General features: G+C 49.0%; 26 protein-coding genes. 16 read left to right on the top strand and 10 right to left on the bottom strand.

The genetic code is table 11. The annotated features are described in order from the left end of the window. The first annotated feature begins 11 nt into the window (after window positions 1-11). Entirely contained in the window at window positions 12-587 is a 576-nt protein-coding gene (gene ampD, locus BLU57_RS07955; RefSeq protein WP_090318859.1) for a 1,6-anhydro-N-acetylmuramyl-L-alanine amidase AmpD, read from the top strand. Here the strand turns inward: ampD and BLU57_RS07950 are convergent. Next, window positions 556-1,926, bottom strand: a complete 1,371-nt coding sequence (locus tag BLU57_RS07950) for an SLC13 family permease (protein WP_090318856.1) — start codon at window positions 1,924-1,926, stop codon at window positions 556-558. The genes ampD and BLU57_RS07950 overlap by 32 nt on opposite strands. Window positions 1,927-1,989: 63 nt before the next feature. Here BLU57_RS07950 and BLU57_RS16050 point away from each other — a divergent pair, with 63 nt between their 5' ends. Next, on the top strand, window positions 1,990-2,154 hold the full coding sequence (locus tag BLU57_RS16050; RefSeq protein WP_176776395.1) for a hypothetical protein: 165 nt from the start codon (window positions 1,990-1,992) through the stop codon (window positions 2,152-2,154). 288 nt (window positions 2,155-2,442) lie between these two features. Here BLU57_RS16050 and BLU57_RS07945 read toward each other — a convergent pair whose 3' ends face one another. From BLU57_RS07945 to queG, 5 genes are all read right to left on the bottom strand, one after another. Continuing rightward, the gene (locus BLU57_RS07945; protein ID WP_090318853.1) at window positions 2,443-3,039 is read right to left on the bottom strand and encodes a LemA family protein; all 597 of its coding nucleotides are present in this window, start codon (window positions 3,037-3,039) and stop codon (window positions 2,443-2,445) included. 69 nt (window positions 3,040-3,108) lie between these two features. Then, a complete protein-coding gene (locus BLU57_RS07940; protein WP_143026950.1) occupies window positions 3,109-4,260 on the bottom strand; it encodes a hypothetical protein in 1,152 nt (383 codons plus the stop codon). 145 nt (window positions 4,261-4,405) lie between these two features. Further along, window positions 4,406-5,314 (bottom strand): D-hexose-6-phosphate mutarotase, encoded by a 909-nt coding sequence (locus BLU57_RS07935; RefSeq protein WP_090318846.1) that lies wholly within the window; start codon window positions 5,312-5,314, stop codon window positions 4,406-4,408. 184 nt (window positions 5,315-5,498) lie between these two features. Next, entirely contained in the window at window positions 5,499-6,710 is a 1,212-nt protein-coding gene (purT, locus tag BLU57_RS07930) for a formate-dependent phosphoribosylglycinamide formyltransferase (protein WP_090318843.1), read from the bottom strand. Beyond that, a complete protein-coding gene (queG, locus tag BLU57_RS07925; RefSeq protein ID WP_090318840.1) occupies window positions 6,707-7,819 on the bottom strand; it encodes a tRNA epoxyqueuosine(34) reductase QueG in 1,113 nt (370 codons plus the stop codon). The genes purT and queG overlap by 4 nt, the downstream gene beginning before the upstream one ends. Between queG and tsaE the strand changes: the two genes are divergently transcribed. The 12 genes from tsaE to cheZ all read left to right on the top strand — a co-directional run bounded on the left by tsaE (window position 7,814) and on the right by cheZ (window position 18,533). Next, the gene (gene tsaE / locus BLU57_RS07920) at window positions 7,814-8,320 is read left to right on the top strand and encodes a tRNA (adenosine(37)-N6)-threonylcarbamoyltransferase complex ATPase subunit type 1 TsaE (RefSeq protein ID WP_090318836.1); all 507 of its coding nucleotides are present in this window, start codon (window positions 7,814-7,816) and stop codon (window positions 8,318-8,320) included. The two genes, queG and tsaE, sit on opposite strands and share 6 nt — an antisense overlap. Then, entirely contained in the window at window positions 8,284-9,732 is a 1,449-nt protein-coding gene (locus BLU57_RS07915; protein ID WP_090318833.1) for an N-acetylmuramoyl-L-alanine amidase, read from the top strand. Before tsaE ends, BLU57_RS07915 begins: the two co-directional genes overlap by 37 nt. A gap of 174 nt (window positions 9,733-9,906) precedes the next feature. Further along, the gene (locus tag BLU57_RS07910; RefSeq protein WP_218131650.1) at window positions 9,907-11,073 is read left to right on the top strand and encodes an MlaE family ABC transporter permease; all 1,167 of its coding nucleotides are present in this window, start codon (window positions 9,907-9,909) and stop codon (window positions 11,071-11,073) included. A 3-nt stretch (window positions 11,074-11,076) separates the two neighbouring features. Continuing rightward, a complete protein-coding gene (locus BLU57_RS07905) occupies window positions 11,077-11,886 on the top strand; it encodes an ABC transporter ATP-binding protein (RefSeq protein WP_090318944.1) in 810 nt (269 codons plus the stop codon). Beyond that, window positions 11,859-12,755: an MlaD family protein gene (locus BLU57_RS07900; RefSeq protein WP_090318832.1), complete on the top strand. Its 897-nt coding sequence runs from the start codon at window positions 11,859-11,861 to the stop codon at window positions 12,753-12,755. Before BLU57_RS07905 ends, BLU57_RS07900 begins: the two co-directional genes overlap by 28 nt. Beyond that, complete coding sequence (locus BLU57_RS07895; protein WP_090318828.1) at window positions 12,752-13,375, top strand: ABC-type transport auxiliary lipoprotein family protein; 624 nt, start codon at window positions 12,752-12,754, stop codon at window positions 13,373-13,375. Before BLU57_RS07900 ends, BLU57_RS07895 begins: the two co-directional genes overlap by 4 nt. Window positions 13,376-13,468: 93 nt before the next feature. After that, window positions 13,469-13,597 (top strand): LPS translocon maturation chaperone LptM, encoded by a 129-nt coding sequence (gene lptM, locus BLU57_RS07890; RefSeq protein ID WP_090318825.1) that lies wholly within the window; start codon window positions 13,469-13,471, stop codon window positions 13,595-13,597. Then, complete coding sequence (gene lysA / locus BLU57_RS07885; RefSeq protein ID WP_090318823.1) at window positions 13,594-14,850, top strand: diaminopimelate decarboxylase; 1,257 nt, start codon at window positions 13,594-13,596, stop codon at window positions 14,848-14,850. The genes lptM and lysA overlap by 4 nt, the downstream gene beginning before the upstream one ends. Window positions 14,851-14,917: 67 nt before the next feature. Next, window positions 14,918-15,976 (top strand): phytoene/squalene synthase family protein, encoded by a 1,059-nt coding sequence (locus BLU57_RS07880; protein ID WP_090318820.1) that lies wholly within the window; start codon window positions 14,918-14,920, stop codon window positions 15,974-15,976. Between the two features lie 77 nt (window positions 15,977-16,053). Next, window positions 16,054-17,043 carry a hopanoid-associated sugar epimerase gene (hpnA, locus tag BLU57_RS07875; protein ID WP_090318817.1) on the top strand — a complete coding sequence of 330 codons (990 nt, stop codon included), beginning with the start codon at window positions 16,054-16,056 and terminating at the stop codon, window positions 17,041-17,043. A gap of 287 nt (window positions 17,044-17,330) precedes the next feature. Beyond that, the gene (gene cheY, locus BLU57_RS07870; protein WP_090318938.1) at window positions 17,331-17,738 is read left to right on the top strand and encodes a chemotaxis response regulator CheY; all 408 of its coding nucleotides are present in this window, start codon (window positions 17,331-17,333) and stop codon (window positions 17,736-17,738) included. Between the two features lie 33 nt (window positions 17,739-17,771). After that, window positions 17,772-18,533 carry a protein phosphatase CheZ gene (gene cheZ, locus BLU57_RS07865; protein ID WP_090318815.1) on the top strand — a complete coding sequence of 254 codons (762 nt, stop codon included), beginning with the start codon at window positions 17,772-17,774 and terminating at the stop codon, window positions 18,531-18,533. 145 nt (window positions 18,534-18,678) lie between these two features. On the opposite strand, the gene dnaQ is transcribed toward cheZ, so the two are convergent. From dnaQ to BLU57_RS07850, 3 genes are read right to left on the bottom strand one after another with little or no spacing between them, the layout of a single operon-like run. Further along, window positions 18,679-19,416 carry a DNA polymerase III subunit epsilon gene (dnaQ, locus tag BLU57_RS07860; RefSeq protein WP_090318812.1) on the bottom strand — a complete coding sequence of 246 codons (738 nt, stop codon included), beginning with the start codon at window positions 19,414-19,416 and terminating at the stop codon, window positions 18,679-18,681. A 24-nt stretch (window positions 19,417-19,440) separates the two neighbouring features. Beyond that, window positions 19,441-19,896 carry a ribonuclease HI gene (rnhA, locus tag BLU57_RS07855; protein WP_090318809.1) on the bottom strand — a complete coding sequence of 152 codons (456 nt, stop codon included), beginning with the start codon at window positions 19,894-19,896 and terminating at the stop codon, window positions 19,441-19,443. Further along, window positions 19,896-20,666, bottom strand: coding sequence for a class I SAM-dependent methyltransferase (locus BLU57_RS07850; protein ID WP_371113155.1), 771 nt, complete (start codon window positions 20,664-20,666; stop codon window positions 19,896-19,898). The genes rnhA and BLU57_RS07850 overlap by 1 nt, the downstream gene beginning before the upstream one ends. A gap of 85 nt (window positions 20,667-20,751) precedes the next feature. Here BLU57_RS07850 and gloB point away from each other — a divergent pair, with 85 nt between their 5' ends. Continuing rightward, entirely contained in the window at window positions 20,752-21,525 is a 774-nt protein-coding gene (gloB, locus tag BLU57_RS07845) for a hydroxyacylglutathione hydrolase (protein WP_090318806.1), read from the top strand. A gap of 110 nt (window positions 21,526-21,635) precedes the next feature. Here the strand turns inward: gloB and BLU57_RS07840 are convergent, their stop codons facing one another. Continuing rightward, window positions 21,636-22,229: a cytochrome P460 family protein gene (locus tag BLU57_RS07840; RefSeq protein WP_090318803.1), complete on the bottom strand. Its 594-nt coding sequence runs from the start codon at window positions 22,227-22,229 to the stop codon at window positions 21,636-21,638. A 302-nt stretch (window positions 22,230-22,531) separates the two neighbouring features. On the opposite strand from BLU57_RS07840, the gene BLU57_RS07835 reads away from it, so the two are divergent. Next, window positions 22,532-23,230, top strand: coding sequence for an SDR family oxidoreductase (locus BLU57_RS07835; protein ID WP_090318800.1), 699 nt, complete (start codon window positions 22,532-22,534; stop codon window positions 23,228-23,230). Window positions 23,231-23,248: the final 18 nt, after the last annotated feature.

The raw sequence follows: 23,248 nt of genomic DNA, 5'->3' as shown, positions 1-23,248 counted from the left end.
TTCATTCTATCATGCGCATTGATACTGCCGGTTTGCTGGATACCGCCGAATTTGTCGCTTCGCCCAATTGCGACAAACGCCCGCCGGGTACGGAAATCAGTCTGCTGGTGATCCACAACATCAGCCTGCCGCCGGATGAATTTGGCGGCAACGGCGTGATTGAATTGTTCACCAATCAAATCGACCCACAAGCACATCCTTATTATCAAACATTACAGGGTTTGAAAGTATCGGCGCATTTTTTCATCCGCCGCGACGGCACTCTGATTCAATTCGTACCGTGCAGCCAGCGCGCCTGGCACGCCGGTGTATCCAGTTGGCAAGGCCAAGATCGCTGCAATGATTACTCGATTGGTATTGAATTGGAAGGCAGCGATATCACGCCGTTTACCGACGCGCAATATGAAATACTGATCGGTTTGACGCATTGTTTGTGCGAACGATATCCGATTCAGAATATCGCCGGGCATTCGGACATCGCCTCCGGGCGCAAAACCGATCCGGGGCCTTGGTTTGATTGGAAAAGATATGACAGCAGTTTGAACAGCGGTTTAATTAACCGACCAGCCAATAACACACCGTCGTAATCACCGCTGCGCCAATGAAATTAAGCACCAACCCTTCGCGCACCATGCTGCTGATCGGCACTGCACCGGTGCCGAACATGATCGCATTCGGCGCCGTGCCGACCGGCATCATGAAACCATAGCTGGCGGCCATCGCGGCCGGCAACATCAGCAGCATGGGATCGATATTGGCTGCTAATGCAGCCGGACCGAGAATGGGCATCAACAAAACGGTGATGGCCGTATTACTCGTTATTTCAGTCAGAAAAGTTACCGATAATGCAACGAATACAATGATGATTAACGGATGCAGACCGGACAGAACGGACAACTGCTCGCCCACCGCTTGCGACAATCCGGTTTCCATAAATGCCTGCGCAATCGCAATCCCTCCGGCAAACAAAATCAAAATACCCCACGGCACCTTGACGGCAGTATCCCAGTCCAGCAATTGGCCGCCACGGCCGTTCGGGATCAGAAACATCGCCACCACGGCGATCAATGCCACCGTCGCATCGCTTGCCCCTTTCAGGCCAAGCCAGACGCTCCAGCCGCCGAACGGTTCGTTGCGCGTGACCCACGCCAGCACGGTCAGCCCGAAAATCAACAGCATGCGACGCTCTTCCGCGCGCCACGGCCCAGTCGGCGGCATCGTCAATTCGCCCTTGAAATGTAAATGCCGGGTCAGCCACAAACCCGCCAGCGGCGTCATCAACAGCACCACCGGCACGCCCCAGCTCATCCACTGCGTAAAACTGACCGTGATCCCCGTGAAGCTTTCATATTCGCGCATGAACACCAGATTCGGCGGCGTGCCGATCGGCGAACCCAATCCGCCGATACTGCTGCCGTAAGCGATTGACAGCAGCAACGGGATAGCGAGCTTTTTATCGTTGCTCTGATCGATCACCGCCAATGCCAGCGGTATCATCATTAATGTCGTGGCAGTATTGGAAATCCACATACTGATGAACGCACAGGCGCACAAAAACCCGAACACGATGCGTCGGCTGCTATGCCCGCCGACGATGCGGATCAACCCGAGCGCCAGCCGGTGATGCGCGCCGGAATGCGCCAGCGCCGCCGAGATCATGAAACCACCGAGCATCAGCAACACCATATCGTCGCCATACGCTCGCGCAATATCCTCCTTGGTCAACACCCCCGCCAGCGGAAACACTGCCAACGGAATGATCGACGTCACCGGTATCGGAATCGGCTCGAAAATCCACCAAACGACGCACAAAGTGACGATGGCCCCGGCCCAACAGGCTTTGTTGTCCCAGCCGGAGGCGTTCATGCTGATGGCCATAGCTACGGCGAGGCAGGGACCGAGAATAAGCGACCAATACCGGATCATAGTTTCTTTGTAATTCCTTATATTTCCACTTGTACAGTTAACATTGAGTAATGGCAGTTATTCATGGATGCTTTCCTGAGTGACAGAAACAATACAGTAGAATTTTCTATCAAAAAACCAACACTATCCGCTTATCGCGCAAAGTGGTTGATGCGTATCGCGCTACCGGCAGCGGCTAGCAAACAAACGAAAAACATTTTCGAGGAAGCAAAAAGAAGTAGTTTATAGGTAACAAGCATTGGCCTATTCTCAACACCGCAGGTTTGATGTTGGGCTTTCTTCGACAGCCCAAACTACCGCGCTAACGCTAAGAATGATCCAGAAATTGCACCAGGAACTCGGTATTCCAGCAGAGTCGTTGATAAAACAATCGGCCTGAATTTGGTGGTGCTGGCTTATCGAAATCCGGTTGTTTGATATTTCAGCCGTTGTAAGAATGATATTATGATACGGATACGGCCCCTTGGATTGATTGATGCGCCTCCTTGTAGTCGGCACATCTTACCTGGCTGCTCCTCATTTCTGATTTCGTCGAAGTAAAATATCGAGATTCCTCTCTATTTCCTCCCGTGATCCTACTTGCTGGCGAGATATTCTTTCACCTTTTTTTTTATTCGAGTCATTTATGCCATCATCTCTAAAATCGATCTTATCAAACCCTAAAAACTTAGCGACGATTACTTCTGGAAACGATATTACAGCTATGTTGAATTGCTCAGCTAAACGATTTCTCTGAATCAATGCAGAATCAATCTGACCTTCAATGGCAGCGGCCATTTGTTGAGCAGCTCTAAATGATTCTTCATGTCGCAACTGAGGAAAGTGTACTGAGAGATCAGTCAATATAATTGACGGATGTGAAGATTTAGCCATTTCTTTCGCTGCATCATGGGTCGCATGTGCGATAGCTTTGTACGTATTCTGATCATAAATAGCGACTTGCTGAGCTATTTCTATGACCTCTTGTGCAAGGGAATTCTTTCTTAGCAAAGTCGCTTCAAAAGTCTTGTCAGAATTAATTACAGCCTCTCTCAACGCACTCAGCTGGTTATATACCCGCACTCCAAAAATTATTACCCAAAAAACAACGATTATTAATATTATTTCAGCCATATATAAGCCATATATAAAAATTGATTTTGTGCAACCTGTAGTAATTAAACATTATTAATTTATAATAACTTAAGATTCATTATATTTCTCAGAATACCATCTGACGCCCTGCTCCGAAATCGGAAGCCCCAAGCGCAATTTTATATAATCATCTGACTCTAAAAGGGATCTTAGCTTTTCTCGAATAGTTGAACTCATTATTTCTTCATATTTTTTTAAGGTTCGATTATTAAAATCCCTGTTACCCTTGTCCATACGCAACAATAAACGGAATAATGTACTACTGAATTGCTCATCATATCTTTCCTTCCAATCGGAAACGTTAGAAATGATAGTATCAATAAGTGCCAAATTCATTTCAATGTCGCTTCGTGCATTCGAAAGTCGATGCTGCAAAACAGATTTGATAATCTCCATTCCTGTGGCCCCTCGAAACACATCATCACATTTCACGGTTTCGTATAGCACTGGAAATGATTCGATACCGCCGACAAGAAATATATGAAGCGGTCTATATATTCTTTTTTCATCAAATGACACCCTGAAATTATTGCCCCAGTTAGGCCAATGACGTCCAGCTAACGCCCAAAAGCTTTCAGTTTCATTCTCGTACATATCGATCATAATTCTCGCAATACAAAACCGCCTTAGACCACCGAATAAGTCATCACTATCCAGATAGTTAGGAAAGCAAAAGTGAAGCTCCAACGCATCCTCCTTTCTGCCTTGTAATTCAAGCCATCGACCTAGCCAAATCAGACTTCGATTTACAATAGGAGCACCTTTTTCGGAACCATATCTCATCATGATTGGATCAATGATCCAATCATCGATTACAACCTTAATCGATTTTGATGCCATCCTATCTACTGTTGCGGCGAATTGTTCAATATTCTCATAATAATCGTCACCATCGCTTGGCGAGCGTATTACTGAGCTTTCATTTCCAGCAACTTTACCCAAACCTGCGAGCCATCCGTAAATATAAGCTTCTAATCGTCTCTGAATTGTTCTGGAATTTGTACCAATTAGCTGTTGATATACCTCCACATCTTTTTCTATCCGACTGAACCAATTACTTTTAGAGAATAATGAAAGATCGAAGTGTTCATCCCAGTATGGCGAACTACTTAGCTCCTTACATTCGTGACAAAAAACAGAAGCACCCGAGTTTTCGATACCACAGCATAAGCAGGAAGTAATTTTTGAATCCGAGACCATTAAAACACCTCTCAATTAAATTCAGACCATCAACCCATTAACTATGCACACAAAAGGATCACGCCCTAACACAACAACATCAATCGCAAAATTGACATGATCGGATCTTAAAGCATGCCCACAACCAATATTTATGATGGACTAATCAACCGCGCACCACCCGATAACTAGCCACCAACCGGCACTCCCCACCCGGCGCAACTTCCCGCACATCGTCCGCCGCATTAGTCGTTTCCACGCACAACAGACGCTGGTAATCGTGGTCTTCTAAATCGGCCATATCCTTGGCGATCTTCTCCCAAGGATTCCATACCACAGCGGTTTTACTGTTCTGCGAGGTGATTTGGATGCAGCGATTGAGGGCTGCGTCGTCGATGGTCAGGGTATTGCCAACATTCAGATAGATGCGGTCGACTTCGGCATCAATAGTTACGTCGCCGGTTTGATGTTTTTGCGTGTTGCCGCCACCGGCTTTGTCGAGATAATCGCAACCGGCCAATCCTGATACTTTTGCGCGAGAGATGTCACCGACCTTGAAATAAGTGTGAAACGCCTGGGTGATGGTGAATTTTTCCTTGCCGGTGTTGCGCGTGATCAATGACAGATTCAAGCTGTCGCCGATGACGATTTCCTGCCGCAGGCTGAAGGCATGCGGCCAGATGGCTTGCGTTTCCGGCGTATCGTCCAAGCCGACGGTGACTTTGATGTCGCCATTGGCCAGTGCTTCGGTGGCGATCACGTTCCAGGCGCGATTGCGCACGAAACCATGTCCGGGGCGGCCTTTGCCTTCCGGATCGGCGCCGAACCACGGCCAGCAGATTGGCGCGCCGCCTTTGATCGCTTTGCCGTCCTGGTAATACGCTTTCGCGCTCAAGAACATCACATCTTCCGCTTCTCCAGCGGGTTGATACGACAACACCTGACCGGCATGAATCGAAATCAGTGCTTTAGCTTTGGCGGTTTTCACTTGAATCATCGGCAGTCCGCCGTTGCCAGCGATAAATTCCAATTGACCTGCGATGCCGAATTGCGTGTTGAGTTGTTCGATCGTCATAATTTTCCTTTGTTGAATTGTTGATTGATTGGTTAGTGTTAAGGAAACGCTGATTAATTGACTACACGAGCGAATCACTTCGTTGCGCGGTACTCGCTCCCTTGCCTATCTTGTTATATGTCTCGGTTGCTGTGTTCCGTGCGCCTCGTGCTTCATCTCGTTCGCCGAATTAATCAGCGTCTCCTTAATCTTTAATAGGGATCACCCGGCTTGCCGCAAGTTTAGCACGGCCTCGAGCTTCATCAGTATCCGCGCCATTCGCCAGTGCAACCCCCATACGGCGGCGCTGGAACGATTCCGGTTTGCCGAACAGGCGGATATCGCTTTGCGGCACGCTAAGCGCTTCGGTTACGCCGGAGAATGCGATGCCTTTGGCTTCGAGTTGGCCGTAGATCACCACGCTCGCGCCCGGCGCCAGCAGTGAAGTATTCACCGGCAATCCGAGAATCGCGCGCGCGTGCAAATCGAATTCGCTCTGCTTCTGGCTGCACATCGTCACCATGCCGGTGTCGTGCGGCCGCGGGCTGACTTCGCTGAACCACACCTCGTCGCCTTTAACGAACAATTCCACGCCAAAAATGCCCAGCCCACCCAGATCATCGGTGATGATTTTGGCAATTTCACGCGCACGTTGCAGCGCCGCCGGAGACATCGCCTGCGGTTGCCAGCTTTCAACGTAATCACCATGCACCTGCACGTGTCCAATTGGTTCGCAGAAATGGGTTTTGACGTTACCACCCTCATCCAGCGCACGCACGGTCAGTTGCGTGATTTCATAATCAAAATGAATCACGCCCTCGACGATGACCCGTCCTTGATCGACGCGGCTGCCGCTGGCGGCATAATCCCAGGCTGCTTTCACTTCCCCGGCGTGATCGACGCGCGACTGCCCTTTGCCGGACGATGACATCACCGGCTTGACGATGCACGGATAACCGATGGTGCTGTCGATGGCCGCTTGCAATTCCGCCAGGCTGTTGGCAAAGGCATACGGCGACGTCGGTAACCCCAGGGTTTCCGCCGCCAGGCAACGAATACCTTCGCGGTTCATCGTCAACCGCGCGGCGCGCGCGGTCGGAATCACGGTTGCGATCCCGGCTTGCTCGATTTCGACCAGCATGTCGGTGGCGATCGCTTCGATTTCCGGCACGATGATGTCGGGCTGCTCCATTTCGACCAATGCCCGCAACGCCTGACCATCGGCCATGTTGATCACATGCGCGCGATGTGCCACTTGATGACCCGGCGCGTTGGCGTAGCGGTCGACCGCGATGGTTTCAACGCCGAGGCGCTGCAATGCGATGATGACTTCTTTGCCAAGCTCGCCGCTGCCGAGCAGCATAACTTTTTTTGCCGATGCACTCAGCGGTGTACCGATGATTGATGGTGTTTTCATGTTGATGACTCCTGAATAGCGGTTCTTTTTTGATCCTGTTGCTGCAACGCCCACTGCACATGCTCACGCACCATGTCCGACGAGTCATCCACGCGCGCTTGCAAGGTTTGCACAATTTCGACCGAATATGGTGCGTTGCCCAAACCGACGGCGATATTGCGCAGCCATTGCGTATGACCGATGCGGCGGATCGCGCTGCCGGCCAGTTTAGCTTCAAAGGTTGCTTGGTCCCAGCCAAACAATTCGATCAGCGATACCTCATCCAAGCCGTTGCGCACGTGAAAATCGTTTTCTTGGGTAATTTTGGCGTATTTATTCCACGGACACACCAGCTGGCAATCGTCACAGCCGTAAATACGATTACCGATCAGCGGCCGCAGTGGCTCGGGAATGCTGTCTTTCAATTCGATGGTCAGATAGGAGATACAACGGCGCGCGTCGACTTGGTAAGGCCCGATGATCGCCTGCGTCGGGCAAACATCGATGCAACGGGAGCAACTGCCGCAGTAATTGCCGGTTTCCTCATCGACGGGCAGCGGCAGATCGACGTACATCTCACCGAGAAAAAACATCGAACCGGCTTGGCGATTCAACAATAAGGTGTGCTTGCCGCGCCACCCCAGACCGGATTTCTGCGCCCAAGCCACTTCCATCACCGGCGCGCTGTCGGAAAATACGCGATACTGAAAGGTGCCTACTTCACCGGTTATCCGGTCGGCCAATTTTTGCAGCCGCGCGCGGATCACTTTGTGGTAATCGCGCCCCAGCGCATAGCGCGAAATGAATGCCTGGTCACCGTCATGGATCACATCCCAGCTATTTTTAACCGCTGGCGGCGCATAGTTCATGCACACCGAAACCACCCGCTGCGTGCCCGGTTCCAGTTCCGCAGGCCGGGTGCGTTTGGTGCCATGTTTCGCCATATAATCCATGTCACCGTGGTATCCTTGCGCCAGCCATTGGAACAGACCGGATTCCACCGTTGACATATCCGCCTGCGCATCAGCGATGCGGACATCGTGAAATCCGAGTTCCTTGCCCCAGGTTTTGATGGCGACCGCCAAGGCGGTGTAATCCGGTAATTTATTGGTTGAGGTATTTTCTTGCATAACGCTCGTTCGACAGATACTGAATCAGCACAAGGTGTTACCTGCTTTCTTGCAGATGAAGCGGCAACGCTGGCATTCGGTAAAAAACTGGCTGCCTGCTTGCATTCCGGACTGGCCATTTATCTGAGCGGCAATCTCGGTGCAGGCAAAACAACCTTGACGCGCGGTATTCTACACGGCCTCGGATATCAGCATGTAGTCAAAAGTCCTACCTATAATTTAGTTGAAATCTATAAAATCTCTGCGTTATACTTGTATCACTTTGATTTTTATCGGTTCAATGATTACCTCGAATGGGAAGAAGCAGGCTTCCGCGATTACTTTAATTCAGACGCAATTTGTTTGGTGGAATGGCCTGAAAAAGCAGGCAATTTATTGCCTGAAGCCGATTTGCAGCTCATCTTCAGCATTCTTGACAACGGCCGCGGGATTGAAATCCGGGCTGGCACAGAGGCAGGAAAACAATGTTTGATACATTGGAACAACCCAAAAAGCGAGTGATTGCGTATTCAAATAGCAACACCTACGCTGCCGTCCAAAATAACTTCCTGATATTTTTTATATTGGTTTTTTTCTGTTGCTGGATAAGTTCTAGTCAAACAGTGCTGGCTGCAGATACCACCGTTCAAGCGGTTCGTGTCGGGTTAACGCCGGATTACACGCGCATCACCCTGGAGTCCAACCAGCCGCTCGAATATGAATTAAGCATGCTGGAAAACCCGCACCGCGTGGTTATCGATTTAAGCAATACCAAACTTTCACAGGCACTTTCGGCACTCCCGCAAAAGGTGGATGCGATTGATCCTTTTGTGCAGAAAATACGCGTCGGGCAGTATAAACCGCACGTCATCCGGCTGGTGTTTGATCTGAAAGCCAATGTCGTGCCGCGCACCTTTGTTATCGAACCCAAGGAAAATTTTGCGCATCGATTGATTCTGGATATCCATCATCCGGACAAAGCTGGCAAGGCGGAACTGAATGCGCGTGGCGGTACCACGCCAAGCACGGATTTTGAAGCGGATGTTTTGGATGAATTGGTTGCCACGCTGGTGCAAGGCGGCGCCAAACAACCCAAAGCCAGCCCGCAAGCACGTCTTATCTGGCCACATGCACCCAAGCCGCAGTTGAATCAGGCCAAGCAGATCAATAATTCTCCCGCCGCGCAAAACCGCAAAATCAGCAAAGCTCCGCGCATCATTGTCGTAGCCATCGATCCAGGTCATGGCGGCAAGGATCCCGGTGCAGTCGGCTACCAGGGCACCTATGAGAAAGATGTAACCTTGGCCATTGCGCGAAAACTGAAAGAACGAATCGACAAAGAACCAAATATGCGCGCCGTTCTGACCCGTGACGGCGATTATTACATTTCACTGCCGCAGCGCCGCATTAACGCACGGCGCGCCAATGCCGACTTGTTTGTGTCGATCCATGCGGATGCCAATCCCAAAGCGCATGCGCACGGCTCCTCGGTTTTCACGCTATCCGAACATGGCGCCACTTCGACCACGGCAAGCTGGCTTGCCAATAAGGAAAATAGCGTCGATAGCGATTTGATGGGTGGCATCGATATCACTTCCAAATCAAAAGACATTAAGGAGTTGTTGCTCGATCTGTCGCTGAATGCCACCATCAATGACAGCGTCAAGCTCGCCGAGTACGTTTTGAAACAGCTGGGCGGCATTAATCACTTGCACAAAAGAAATGTCGAGCAAGCAGGCTTCGCTGTGCTGAAATCGCCCGATATTCCTTCTATCCTGGTGGAAACAGCGTTTCTCAGCAACCCCAAAGAAGAAGAAAAACTACGTAGCAAGGGCTATCAGGATAGAATGGCGGATGCGATGTTCCTAGGCATCAAGAAATACTTTTCGGATAACCCGGCACTGGCACGCGCCGCTGTCGCACAAACCCAATAGCGCCGTTGCGTTTCTGTTTTTCCCATGGCGCCCGCAATCCGATCCAACTATTTTGCTTTAACACGTTACAATAACTTCTGTTAGCCGGTCAGATCAGAGTATCCTTAAAAAGGATATCCGGATTTTAAATAGTAAAAATTATCCCGATTGTTTATGACTATACTTGGCATTCCTATGAATGAACCCAAGCCAGAATTAATGCACACCAGCGATCCGCCTGCCAATACGATGCAACAATGGTTCCAGCTTTCCACGAGAGCTGGTCTCGCGCATATCGTTTTAACCGGTAACTATACATTGACGGCGTTAGAGCCGATCCTCAAGTCATTAATGGATGAGCTGAGCAAACAAGCCAAGAATCGCGATCTACACTGGGATCTGACCGGCATTCAGCAAATGGATATCGCGGGAACGACCCTGCTGTGGCGTGCATGGAAAGCACAACGGCCGGAACATCTTCAGCTGCGCCCGGAACACGAAAAAATGTTTGCACGCCTTGAACAGTTGCCGGCGATCAAGACGGAAACCCCATACCGGGATTTGCTCTGGCCTTTAACCGCTGTGGGCGGACTGGCTTTGCTGTTATGGCAACATGCCATCGGTCTGGTCAGTTTGATTGGTCAATTGCTGCTTGATGTGATTTATTTATTCCGCAACCCGGTTTATATCCCCTGGCGCGAAATCTCCGCCAACTTATACCGCACCGGGGCGCAAGCACTCGGCATTACCGCGTTGGTCGGATTCCTGATCGGTATTGTCTTAAGCTATCTTTCTTCCAAACAATTGCAGTTATTTGGCGCTGATATCTTTATTATCAACATATTGGGAATCAGCATCATCCGTGAACTGGGGCCCATGCTGGCCGCGATCCTGGTTGCCGGCCGTTCCGGATCATCCATGACAGCGCAACTCGGTGTCATGCGCGTAACCCAGGAATTGGATGCCCTGACGGTGATGGGTATCTCGCATAGCCAGCGTCTGATATTACCCAAAGTGCTAGGACTCGGTATCGCAATGCCCTTGCTGGTGGTGTGGACCAGTGCGATCGCTTTACTGGGCGGAATCGTCGCTGCGGAATGGCAATTAGGTTTGAACTCGCAATACTTTGTGTCAGCGCTACCGGATGCAGTGCCTATTGCCAACTTATGGCTCGGACTCGGCAAAGGAGTTGTGTGCGGCATGGTCATCGCACTCATCGCCTGTCATTTTGGTTTAAGGATCAAACCCAACACCGAAAGCCTGGGTGAAGGCACCACTTCTTCGGTGGTAACCGCAATTACCATGGTGATCATTATCGATGCCATTTTTGCCGTGTTGTTCTCAGACGTGGGGCTTACCTAGATGATGACAAATCCGGAATGCATCATCGAGATTGAATCGCTCTATACCCGTTTCGGGAATCATATCGTGCATCGCGATATCAATTTATGCGTTTACCGCGGTGAAGTACTGACACTGATCGGCGGATCGGGTAGCGGAAAAACCACGTTGCTACGCCAGATGCTGGGATTGGAAGAACCGTCGCAAGGCAGCGTCAAAGTTTTTGGCGGGACTCGTTCAAACGCTGCCACCAATCCGCGCAGAAAAAATATCCACAGCCGTTCGGGCGTGCTTTTTCAACAAGGCGCATTATTCAGTGCATTGACTGTATTCGATAATATTGCGCTGCCTTTGCGTGAATTGCACACCTTGAGCGAAGATATGATCCGGGATCTGGTGATGGTTAAACTGAATATGGTGGCTATCGGGCCAGAGCACGCGAACAAAATGCCCGCTGCCTTATCCGGCGGCATGATCAAACGTGTGGCGCTGGCAAGAGCGCTGGCGTTGGATCCGGAAATACTGTTTCTGGACGAACCCACCGCCGGGCTGGACCCCGAACTGAGTGAAAGTTTCGTAGAATTGGTGCTGGCATTGCGCAGCGAAATGGATCTAACGATTGTCATGGTAACGCATGACTTGGATACGTTGGTCGCGCTATCCGACCGGATTGCCGTTCTGGCCGATCAGCAAGTGGTTGTCATCGGTCCCTTGGACGAGGTATACCGCTTTCCACATCCTTTTATCAACAGTTACTTCAAAAGTATACGGCATAAAATTGAGCAACAAAACAACTCGGAGCAAACATGGAAAACCGTGCCCATGCCCTCGTAGCAGGTATCTTTGTCATTTTTCTGAGCATCGCCATCGCTTTAGTGACGGTGTGGTTTAGCGGCAGCAACATTCAGCGCATCGATTATCTCGTCGTCACCAAAGAATCGGTGAGCGGGCTTAATCCGCAATCGGCGGTGCATTATCGCGGCGTTAACATCGGTAAAGTTGAAAATATCGAATTTGACCCGGAGAATCCGCAACAAATTCTTGTGCGTATTTCAGTGAACGAGAATGTCATACTCAGAAACAGCACTTACGCGCAATTGGGCTACCAAGGTGTTACCGGGCTGGCCTACATTCAACTGAACGACGATGGCATCGGTACTGATCAACTGGCCCATGACACGCGCATCCCGATGCGCCGCTCATTGCTCGATGAAGTCGCTGGATCCGGGCAGGACTTACTCACCAATGTCAATCAGTTAGTGCTAAAAATGAACCATTTGCTGAACGACGAGAATCAAGATCAAGTTTTCCATATTCTGCACAATATTCAAAAAGCCACGCGCAATTTTGACGGTATTGCCGGTCACTTGCAGCCTGTGCTCACGTCGTTCACTGAACTCACAACCGAATCAGCGACGCTGGTTAAACGCCTGGATCAGATCCTGGGTGAAATCAATATAACCGTTGCCAAAATCAATCAGAAAGATGGCATTTTTGACAACTTGTCGCAAAGCACGCAAGAACTGGCCATGACGATTCCTGAATTGCGCAATGCCAGTCACAGCATTGCCCGCAGTTCGCATCATTTTGATAAGGTTTTGCATCAATTGGAAGAAAACCCGCAAAGTTTATTATTTGGCCGCCCTTCCCCCTTACCGGGTCCTGGAGAAGCCGGTTTTGTGTCCCCCAAGGAGTACCAATGACCAGAATATTCTTGTTGCTCACGATCATCTGCCTGCTTCCGGGTTGTACTGCTCTGCATAAATCGCATCCCACAGCTGTGTACGATTTTGGTATACAGACGCCACCGTCATCCCAACCATCGGCTCAGCCCGCCCAGCTGCGGAAGCATAGCTTGCTAGTTGCGGACACGACAGCGCCGGTATGGCTGGATAGCAAGGCGATTCATTACCGCCTGCTTTATCACAATCCGACACAATCGTACACCTACGCCAATAACCGCTGGATTGCCACGCCCGCCGCTCTGTTTACGCAGCAGCTGCGCAACCGTATCGCCGCCAGTACGCAGGAGCAAGTGATTAAAGACAACAGTATCGCAACCGCCGATCATGTACTGCATACCGAGCTGGAAGAATTCTCACAAGTGTTTGATACAGCCACGGATAGCCGCATTGTGGTCGGCTTGCGCGCCAGTTTGATCGAACGTAATTCACGCAAGCTGTTGGCGCAGAAAGATTTCAACATCACGGCAAAAACGCCTTCGGCCGATGCAGCGGGGGCCGTGTCTGCTTTGGGCGCGGCAAGTAATCAACTGCTGAATGAATTGGTTAATTGGCTGGCTGCCACATTACCGCACGATTAATCCCAGCTTGGGCAGTCAAAATTACTCTCAAGTTGGGTTAATTTATCATTCTCTTATGTTAGTATCCCGTCATTATTGTTCCAGAGGTTTTGCATGCGTTTAATTCTAATCCTACTGCTCTCCGCTTACTTGCTCAGCGCTTGTGGCCTGAAGGGGCCACTCTATCTTCCCAAGGTTGAGGAAGCCAGTACCGCGCCATCCAATCCAGCAGAGAAAAAATGAGCGGTTTCCCTGAATTTGATTACCGCAATAACGAGCTCTTTGTAGAATCGGTATCGCTCAAGCAGATTGCCCGTGAATTCGGTACGCCCTGTTATGTCTACTCGCGCGCCGCCTTAACCAAAGCTTATCAGGCATTCGATGCGGCATTTGCGAACCGGGAACATCTGATTTGTTACGCAGTAAAAGCCAACTCGAATATCGCCATCCTCAACCTCTTCGCACGGCTTGGCAGCGGCTTCGATATCGTATCGGGCGGAGAATTGCAGCGTGTCATTAAAGCAGGCGGCGATCCCGGCAAAACGGTGTTTTCCGGTGTCGGAAAACACGTTGATGAGATGCGTATGGCGTTGAATGCCAACATTCTCTGTTTCAATGTAGAATCCGAAGCCGAGTTAATCGTGCTGAACCAGATCGCCAAAGACATGGGCAAGATTGCGCCTGTCAGCCTGCGTGTCAACCCGGATGTGGATGCCAAGACGCATCCTTATATCTCAACCGGTCTTAAGGAAAATAAGTTTGGCGTTCCCGCCAGCGTGGCCGAGCGGATTTATCAATCGACACAGCAGTATCCGCATATCCGGTTTACCGGATTGGATTGCCACATCGGCTCCCAGCTCACCGAGCTTGAACCGTTCCTGCAAGCCAGCCATAAGATGCTTAATTTACTCGAAACCTTACAATCGCAAGGTCTATCCATTGAGCACCTGGACTTGGGCGGCGGCTTGGGCATCCGCTACACCGATGAAACACCGCCAAGCATCAAAGACTATGTTTCCGCGCTATGCGCCGGTACCCGGACAGTCAAACAACGCTTGTTAATCGAACCGGGCCGTTCACTGGTGGGTAATTCCGGTATTTTACTGACGCGGGTGGAGTACCTTAAACACACTTCGGCGCGTGATTTCGCCATCGTCGATGCAGCCATGAACGATCTCATGCGACCGGCTTTGTATGATGCTTATCATGCGATCCTGCCTGTGCAGCAAAATGCAAGTGAAGCCAGAAACTATCAAGTAGTCGGCCCTGTTTGCGAAACCGGCGATTTTCTCGGTCATGACCGCAAACTCAGCCTGAATGATGGTGATTTTCTGGCTGTCATGTCTGCTGGTGCCTATGGCATGAGCATGAGCTCAAATTACAACACCCGGCCGCGTGCCGCCGAAATCATGGTCGATCACGATCAAATCCATATCATCCGGCAACGTGAGACGATCGATCAATTAATGGCCGATGAGCGCGTACTGCCGCAATAAATGACAGGACATTTGGAGATACGCTTAATTGTAGTAACATGCCGTATCGCTTTATGACAAATCCGTAATGACAAGCCAACCCAGTATCGACGATGCGCAGTATCAAGACCATATCCTGCAAGGTGTTTCACGCACTTTTGCGCTGACTATCCCGCAATTACCCGAAACATTGCGCCGCGTGATCGGCAATGCGTACCTGCTTTGCCGTATTACCGATACGATTGAGGACGATAGCGCATTGACCAACGAGCAGACCCGTCAGCTATCCGACATGTTTGCCGAAGTCGTGTGCGGCAATGCTTCAGCGGAAGAATTCGCGCACCAGCTCTATCCGCTTCTTTCCGCTCATACCATTCCGGCGGAGCATGATTTAATCAAAAATACCCCTGCGGTTATTCGCGTCACACATAGCTTTAATCCCGTGCAACGCAGAGCGTTGGAGCGTTGCGTGCGAATCATGGCCAAGGGGATGGCGGATTATCAGGAAACGGAATCGCTAGATGGGTTGAAAGATCTGCCAGCAATGAATGAATATTGCTATTACGTGGCCGGCGTTGTCGGTGAAATGTTAACCGAACTATTCTGTGATTATTCGGAAGAAATCAATCGCCATAAACCCGCTTTGATGAAGCTTTCGGTATCGTTCGGCCAGGGATTGCAAATGACGAACATTCTCAAGGATATTTGGGACGATCGGAAGCGAGGCGCTTGCTGGCTGCCACAAGATATTTTTCTTAAAAACGGATTCGATCTGCGCGACTTGCGGCCTGGAATATCTGATGAGAAATTTCAAGCCGGATTAGCGGAGCTATTGGCAGTTGCCAAAGGTCATTTACAAAATGCACTGACCTATACCAGCATGATCCCTCCCAAAGAAAAGGGAATCCGCAAATTCTGCTTATGGGCCATCGGTATGGCCATCCTGACATTAAATAAAATCAATCAGCACCGGGATTTTTCGGAAGGAGCCCAAGTTAAAATCAGCCGCCGCAGTGTCAAAGCCACCATCGTAACGACCAGTTTATTTGCCAGTCATGACTGGATCCTGGAATTATTGTTCAGGCTGACATCCCGGAACCTGCCGCTGGCCGGTCTGCACAATGAAGCACTGCCGGAAATCCGGTAAATGATGGCTGCCATTCCAGGTTCTGGATACTCTTCAATCCCAGCCGGGCCCGAATACAGGTTCGCATTCAAAGAATCATGAAATCATTAGTAACAGGTGCAACAGGATTTCTTGGTTCCGCGGTGATGCGGTGCCTGCTTGCGGCCGGGCATGAGGTGCGTGTTTTGGCAAGACCCGATAGTGACCGGAGAAATCTGAAAAATTTCGCTGTTGAAATTGCCGAAGGTGATTTGCGCGATCATGCATCGCTCAAACGCGCCGTCCGGGGTTGCGACAATCTGTTTCATGTTGCCGCCGACTATCGGCTGTGGGTTCCGGATCCCGCAACCATGCATGAAATTAACGTGACTGGTACGCGTGCGCTGATTTTAGCCGCCCATGACGAAGGCATTCAACGGATTGTTTATACCAGCAGTGTGGCAACACTCGGATTAAACGCCGATGGCTCACCCGCCACTGAGGAAACGCCCGCCAATTTTGCGGGCATTAAAGGTCACTATAAGCGTTCCAAATACCAAGCTGAAAAATTGGTACAACAACTCGTTGATGAATACCACTTACCATTAATCATCGTTAATCCTTCCACGCCGATCGGCCCTGGAGACGTGCGCCCCACACCGACCGGACGGATCGTGCTGGATACCTTGATGGGACGCATGCCGGCGTACGTCAATACCGGTCTGAATATTGCGCATGTCGACGACATCGCGCAAGGCCATTTACTAGCATTTCAGCGCGGAAAGGCTGGAGAACGCTATATTCTGGGCGGTGATAACATGTTGCTGCTGCAAATTCTGCAACTCATCGACGAAATCAACGGAACACACAGAAAGCGCGTCAACATACCCATCAATGTCATGCTCCCGATGGCTTGGTGTATGGAAAAAATGGCGCTCTTCACACGCACGGAACCGCGTGCAACACTCGACAGCATTCACATGGCCAAGAAATTAATGTTTTTCTCCAGCACAAAAGCTAACCGGGAATTGGGCTATCAACACCGCCCCGCTGTTGAAGCGCTTAGGGATGCGGTCAAATGGTTCAAAGAAAACGACTACTGCCGCTAGATTCCGTGTAATCCGATTATCCCAGCGAAGCTTACTTCCTCTCACTCAATATCTTCCATCAATCTCCCGTAATACTATCAACCTTGTACGGCTCAGCAGTTTCAATGCGAGCTTAGCGTTACATTTTGCACCGCTCATAGGAATTTTCAGATTTATTCTAAACTTTCATGCTTGACGGTCGTAAAAACAACGGCGAAGAGAAAATCATGCAGCAAGAGCTGATGAGCTGGTTAAAAATCAAAGCAATTCTGGTAGTACATAAAATATTGTTATTTACGGAGAAGAGAATGCCTGACAAAAATTTAAAATTCTTAGTAGTGGATGATTTTTCTACCATGCGTAGAATCGTTCGCAATCTTTTAAAAGAACTAGGATTTGTCAATGTCGATGAGGCTGAAGATGGAGCAGTAGCTTTACGCAAGCTACAAGATGGCAATTTTGATTTTATTGTATCCGATTGGAACATGCCCAATATGGATGGGTTAACCATGCTTCAGAATGTACGTGCCAATGAAGCATTAAAAAATATCCCTGTACTCATGGTCACCGCTGAAGCGAAAAAAGAAAATATCGTTGCTGCAGCCCAAGCGGGAGCAAGTGGTTATATTGTGAAACCTTTCACTGCTGCTGTACTGGAAGAAAAATTGAATAAGATATTCCAGAACATGGAAGCCAAAATAGCTGTAAAAGCATAGCATTTCTTTTCATAACAAACCGATGAGTTCAAAATGAATACAAAAAGTCTTATGAAAGCTAAAACAGAAGATACTTCTCAAGAAACAATCAGCACCAAACCCAAGAAATCCATCAAATTAGCTGATACGCCGCCAGTTGAAATGGCTCAAAATACGGAAGCCAGCGAATCAGTGACTACTAATAAAAAAGTTATTGATCAGATTGGACAATTAACCCGAAACTTACACGATAGTTTGCGTGAACTGGGGTACGACAAACGTCTTCAGGAAATTGCATCCGAAGTCCCCGAAGCGCAAGATAAATTATCCTATATAGCGACCAAAACCGAGCAAGCGGCGGAACGCACACTGAATGCAACTGAAATTGCCATGCCAATTCAAGAGAAGATTTCCGCTGATGCCATGCATTTATCTGAGCAATGGAAACAAGCGTTCGAAACTCATCAAACCAACCCAGATACGGAAAAATTTAAATTATTGCTAATTGATACGCTGCAATATCTTGATAAAATCCCGGAACAAGCCAGCGCCACCAATACGCAGCTGATGGAAATCATGATGGCACAAGATTTTCAGGATCTTACTGGTCAAGTGATCAAAAAAGTTACAAACATGGTGCAAAGTTTGGAGAAAGATCTGATAGATCTACTACTTGCAAACGTTCCAGCCAAGAAAAATATTATTGTTGCTGATGAAGGACTTCTGAACGGTCCGGTCACGAATCCCGAAAAACGCAATGATGTGGTATGCAATCAAGATCAGGTTGATGATCTACTCGCCAGTCTTGGATTCTAGTTGCAGGTTCGCCTCGTCATTCACTGCAATTCTCACCCTCTCTGGCTCTACTTATTTCACTAGAGTTTTGTCCGGCATCACCGGCAAAACTCTACTGTTCTCTAATAGAACGTTTTGACAAAACCCCGCAGGTTAGCTATCAAATTTAATACCTCGTCCCGATTGATTCCGTATCACTGGCATTTGCGCTCTCGAGCTTTCTCCATAGACATTTATTGTTGCTCTCGTGCGCGATTTTTTCTAATACCATCGCATGCTGCGCCAATTCCTCAGTTGTTGCCTCGATAATTTTCAAATTCAAACTATCCAGATTCCCAACGGCGTGTTGAACGGTCTCGGTATATTCCAAGTCGATCAGTAAACTTTCCTGGCCGCGCGTCATGGCCAGATAAACTTCGGCCAATAGCTCCGCATCCAATAATGCCCCGTGCAGCGTGCGCTTTGAATTATCGATACTGTAGCGCTCGCATAGCGCATCGAGGTTATTACGTTTACCCGGATGAAACTCCTTCGCGAGTTTTAAAGTATCCGTTATCGCTGCACAATACTTATCCAGTGTTTTTAAATTGATCAAACTCAATTCATGATTGAGAAATCCTACGTCGAACGGTGCGTTATGGATAATCAGTTCGGCGTCGTTGATAAAATTCAGGAATTCCTTGGAAATGTCATGGAATCTCGGTTTATCCTGAAGAAATTCCGTTGTTAACCCATGCACTTGCAACGCTCCTTCATCACTTGCTCGATCCGGATTAAGATAATAGTGAAAGTGGTTACCCGTGAGTTGCCTGTTCCATAATTCCACCGCCGCTATTTCAACAAGACGATGACCGAGCTTATGCTCCAAGCCGGTCGTTTCGGTATCCAGTACAATTTGACGCATATCAGATCCTAGAATTTACTCTACTTATCCGGAAGTTATCATTTCCACGCCACGATTTGCCAGTTGATCGGCGCGCTCATTCTCCACATGCCCGGAATGCCCACGCACCCAACACCATTCAATCTCATGTTGCTGCGCTAACTCATCCAGCTGTCTCCATAAATCTTCATTCTTTACGGGCTTTTTGTTCGCGGTTCGCCAATTCCGGGCTTTCCACGAATCGAGCCATTCGCTGATGCCCCGCTGAACGTATTGCGAATCGGTATGGAGATGCACTTTGCAAGGACGCTTGAGTGATTCCAAAGCGCGTATGGCCGCGAGTAATTCCATGCGATTGTTCGTGGTTAATTGTTCTCCGCCGAAAATCTCACGCTCATGACCGGCATAGCGCAGCAAAGCACCCCACCCCCCAACGCCCGGGTTTCCTTTGCAAGCACCATCCGTATAGATCTCAACCACTTTAGCATCTGCTGTACTCATTATCTGCGCGACTCATCAGTCTGATTGAGCTTTTCCGCTGACTTCTCTTCAAGCGAAGCTTCATTTACTCTTTGCGCGACCGGCACCATTTTTTTCCGGGCATTGAGACAATTCTTCCAATCCGGCTTGATAATCCGCATACCGTGCATATGCTTAATCGCATGCAAAAAATACACTCCCCCGGAAATCGGCCACCAGCGATCCCCTGCCGCCTCCATAAAACTGAGCCGTTTTCGCCACTTTTCTTGCTTAAAAGGCGGTGTATAGCAGCATAACCGGCCGCCAGCCATTTCAAAATCCAGTAACTTCAACCAATCTTTAAGCCGTGACAACGCAATAAACTGACCATTCCAGGGAAATTCCCGCCGGGTCGACCGCAAGTAATGGCACACTCCCCACAAGCTGAACGGATTAAAGCCGGATATCACGACATGACCTTCCGGTATCAAAATTCGATGTACTTCACGTAAAATTTGATGCGGATTGGCATTAAACTCAAGCGTATGTGGCAGAATGACAAGATCGACACTGTTGCTCTGAATCGGCAGAAAACCCGGCGCGGCACGCAAGGATGCTCCAGTCTCAAGTCCCACGGAGAAATGAAAAGGCATTCTATTCAAGCGCAGAAAATTAAATTGCGGCCAGCCGATTTGCACGGCATTGTAGCCAAAAATATTCGCCACAACCTGATCAAAGTAGCACTGCTCATGTTCGATCAGATATTGACCAAGCGAGGATTCGAACCACTGTTGAACATTTTGAACAGTCATGATCAATAATTCTGCTTAAATTTATACGATTGAACTCATCCGATCAAAAACATCAGCTTCACCATTCGTAAGATAGGGAAATTTCATGTTGAACATTCAGCCGGTACCTGCATTTAGAGACAATTATATCTGGGTCATTCACAACCGGGATTATGCCGTGGTAATCGATCCGGGTATAGCGTTTCCCGTTATAGATTATTTGCAAACGGAAAAACTGCAATTATGCGCGATTCTTATCACCCATCATCATAGCGATCATACCGGAGGTATTGCCGAGCTGCGGCGATTATCCGCTGTGCCGGTATACGGACCATGCAATGAAGCCATCGCGGAAGTTACGCACCCGGTCCGGGAAAACGATCAGATCGATGTGCCGCAACTGCCGCTGCGTCTTACCGTCATGGATATTCCCGGGCATACCCGCGGCCATATTGCTTATTATGGAACCGATCCATTTGCCTTGGTATTTTGTGGCGATACGCTCTTTTCTTGCGGCTGCGGGCGGATATTTGAAGGGAACGCGCAGCAAATGTACCAGTCCTTGCAGAAGCTGGCTCGGTTACCCGAAGATACCAATATTTATTGCACCCATGAATATACGTTGAGCAACATCCGCTTTGCCAGAGCGGTTGATCCGGAAAACCGGAAACTCATCGAACTGGAAATCACCGCGCAACAACGGCGGCGGCAAAATATCCCGACGCTTCCCTCGCCATTGTTTCTTGAAAAAGCCGTAAATCCTTTCCTGCGCTGCGATCAGCAAGCACTCATCGAAAGCGCGCAGCAACACGCTGCAATAACGCTCCCGGATCCACTCAGCGTTTTCTCGGTATTGCGAGAATGGAAAAATAACTTCTGAAAACACAACCCATATCGATACTCAAATAAAAAAGCAATTTGATCCATGTTCATCACGAATCAAATTGCTTCGTTCAAAAACCAATGATGGCTAATTCGCCATCAACTTAATTATTTTTTAGGCTTAGCAGCGCGTAATACGGGGTAGTATTGAGTGAATACCATGTCTTGCGCGGCATTATCTTTATGGCAAGCTGCGCAAGCCTCATCAGCCTGTATTGCGCCTTCCTTGGCTTCATAAGATTCGAAACCGAAGAATGCCCAGTTACCCGGTCTGTTCGGGAAACGTTTGGAATCTTTTACCATCGCAGCGATTCCATTGAATTCTCCCGCGAAATAGCCATTTCCGCTCGGTGCTGATTTAGATCCTACACTCACCAATTCTTTCACAATAATCGTTCCATCACGGAATTCACCGGTTTTCTTCCAATGTTTCCAACTGGTTGGATCGATGTACACATTGTGAAATTCTGGGAATACGGCTTTGCCGTCATTCATATCGTTAGGTGTAACCGGTGCGCCGACAAAAACCCATTCACGATAACCTCTTGGCGTGAGCAAAATATTATCTTTGTTAAAGGCGGCAAAATTATGATCTTTTCCATGTGCATGATGCCCATCGGAAGCAATTACCGGACTTGCCAGTGCAATAGATAACAGTAATGGTGCAATACCACCTAATAACGTCTTTTTAAACTGTAACATAATAAGCCCTTAAAATAGTTAAAGAAAGACAAAAAACAGCAATAATCCATGCTGCTTTCTTTATAGTAGTCAGACATATTATCTTCGTCAAGTGAATATGTAGTCTTAATAATCACCTACATAGCACAATGTTTTTCATGTCATTGATCACGTTCCATTAACCGTCCGGGAAAGTGCTATCATGAATTGGAACCCGCTTAATAAAACTGGAGATTGATAAGATCATGATTTACATTAACTCTGTCACATTCAACCGGCACATTTCAGCAATCGGCTTCCTGCAATAAATACGCGAGAGAAAAATGAGAACAATGTTGATTACCGGCGCGAACCGGGGCATCGGACTGGAGTTTGTGCGGCAATATGCCGCAGATGGTTGGCGGGTTGTTGCTTGCTGCCGCAAACCGGCAGCCGCCGAGGCGCTCAATCGCCTCGCCGCGCAATACCCAGATCAAATCACCGTGCATGCGCTGGATGTCATCGATCACGCGCAGATTGATCAATTGGCACAAACATTATCCGAGCAGCCGATTGATCTGCTCATCAATAATGCCGGCGTCTATCCCCCCGCGCGCGGTGATGCTCTGGGCGAAACTGACTATGCCGCCTGGCAACAGGCTTTCGCAGTCAACACCATGGCGCCGCTGAAAATAACCGAAGCCTTTATCCAGCGGATCGCGCGCAGCGAACTCAAAACCATCGCCACCATCACCAGCAAAATGGGCAGCATCGCCGACAACCGCGGCGGTGGAAGTTATATCTACCGCTCCAGCAAAGCAGGTGTCAACATCGTGATGAAAAGCCTGTCAATCGACTTGAATCCCAAAAAAATCATCGCCGTCGTGTTGCATCCGGGTTGGGTCAAAACCGACATGGGCGGCCCCGGTGCGTTGATCACCGCCGAACAAAGCGTCACCGGCATGCGCCGCGTGATCGGCAATCTCACATTGCAGGATTCCGGGAAGTTTTATGCGTTCGATGGGCAAGTGGTGCCTTGGTAAAGCAGTCAGATTTGGTAT

It is taken from the genome of Nitrosomonas oligotropha, from assembly GCF_900106555.1.
Classification (GTDB): Bacteria; Pseudomonadota; Gammaproteobacteria; order Burkholderiales; family Nitrosomonadaceae; genus Nitrosomonas; species Nitrosomonas oligotropha_A.
Note: the sequence above shows the minus strand (reverse complement) of the source record. Positions and strands in the feature narration are given on the sequence as shown.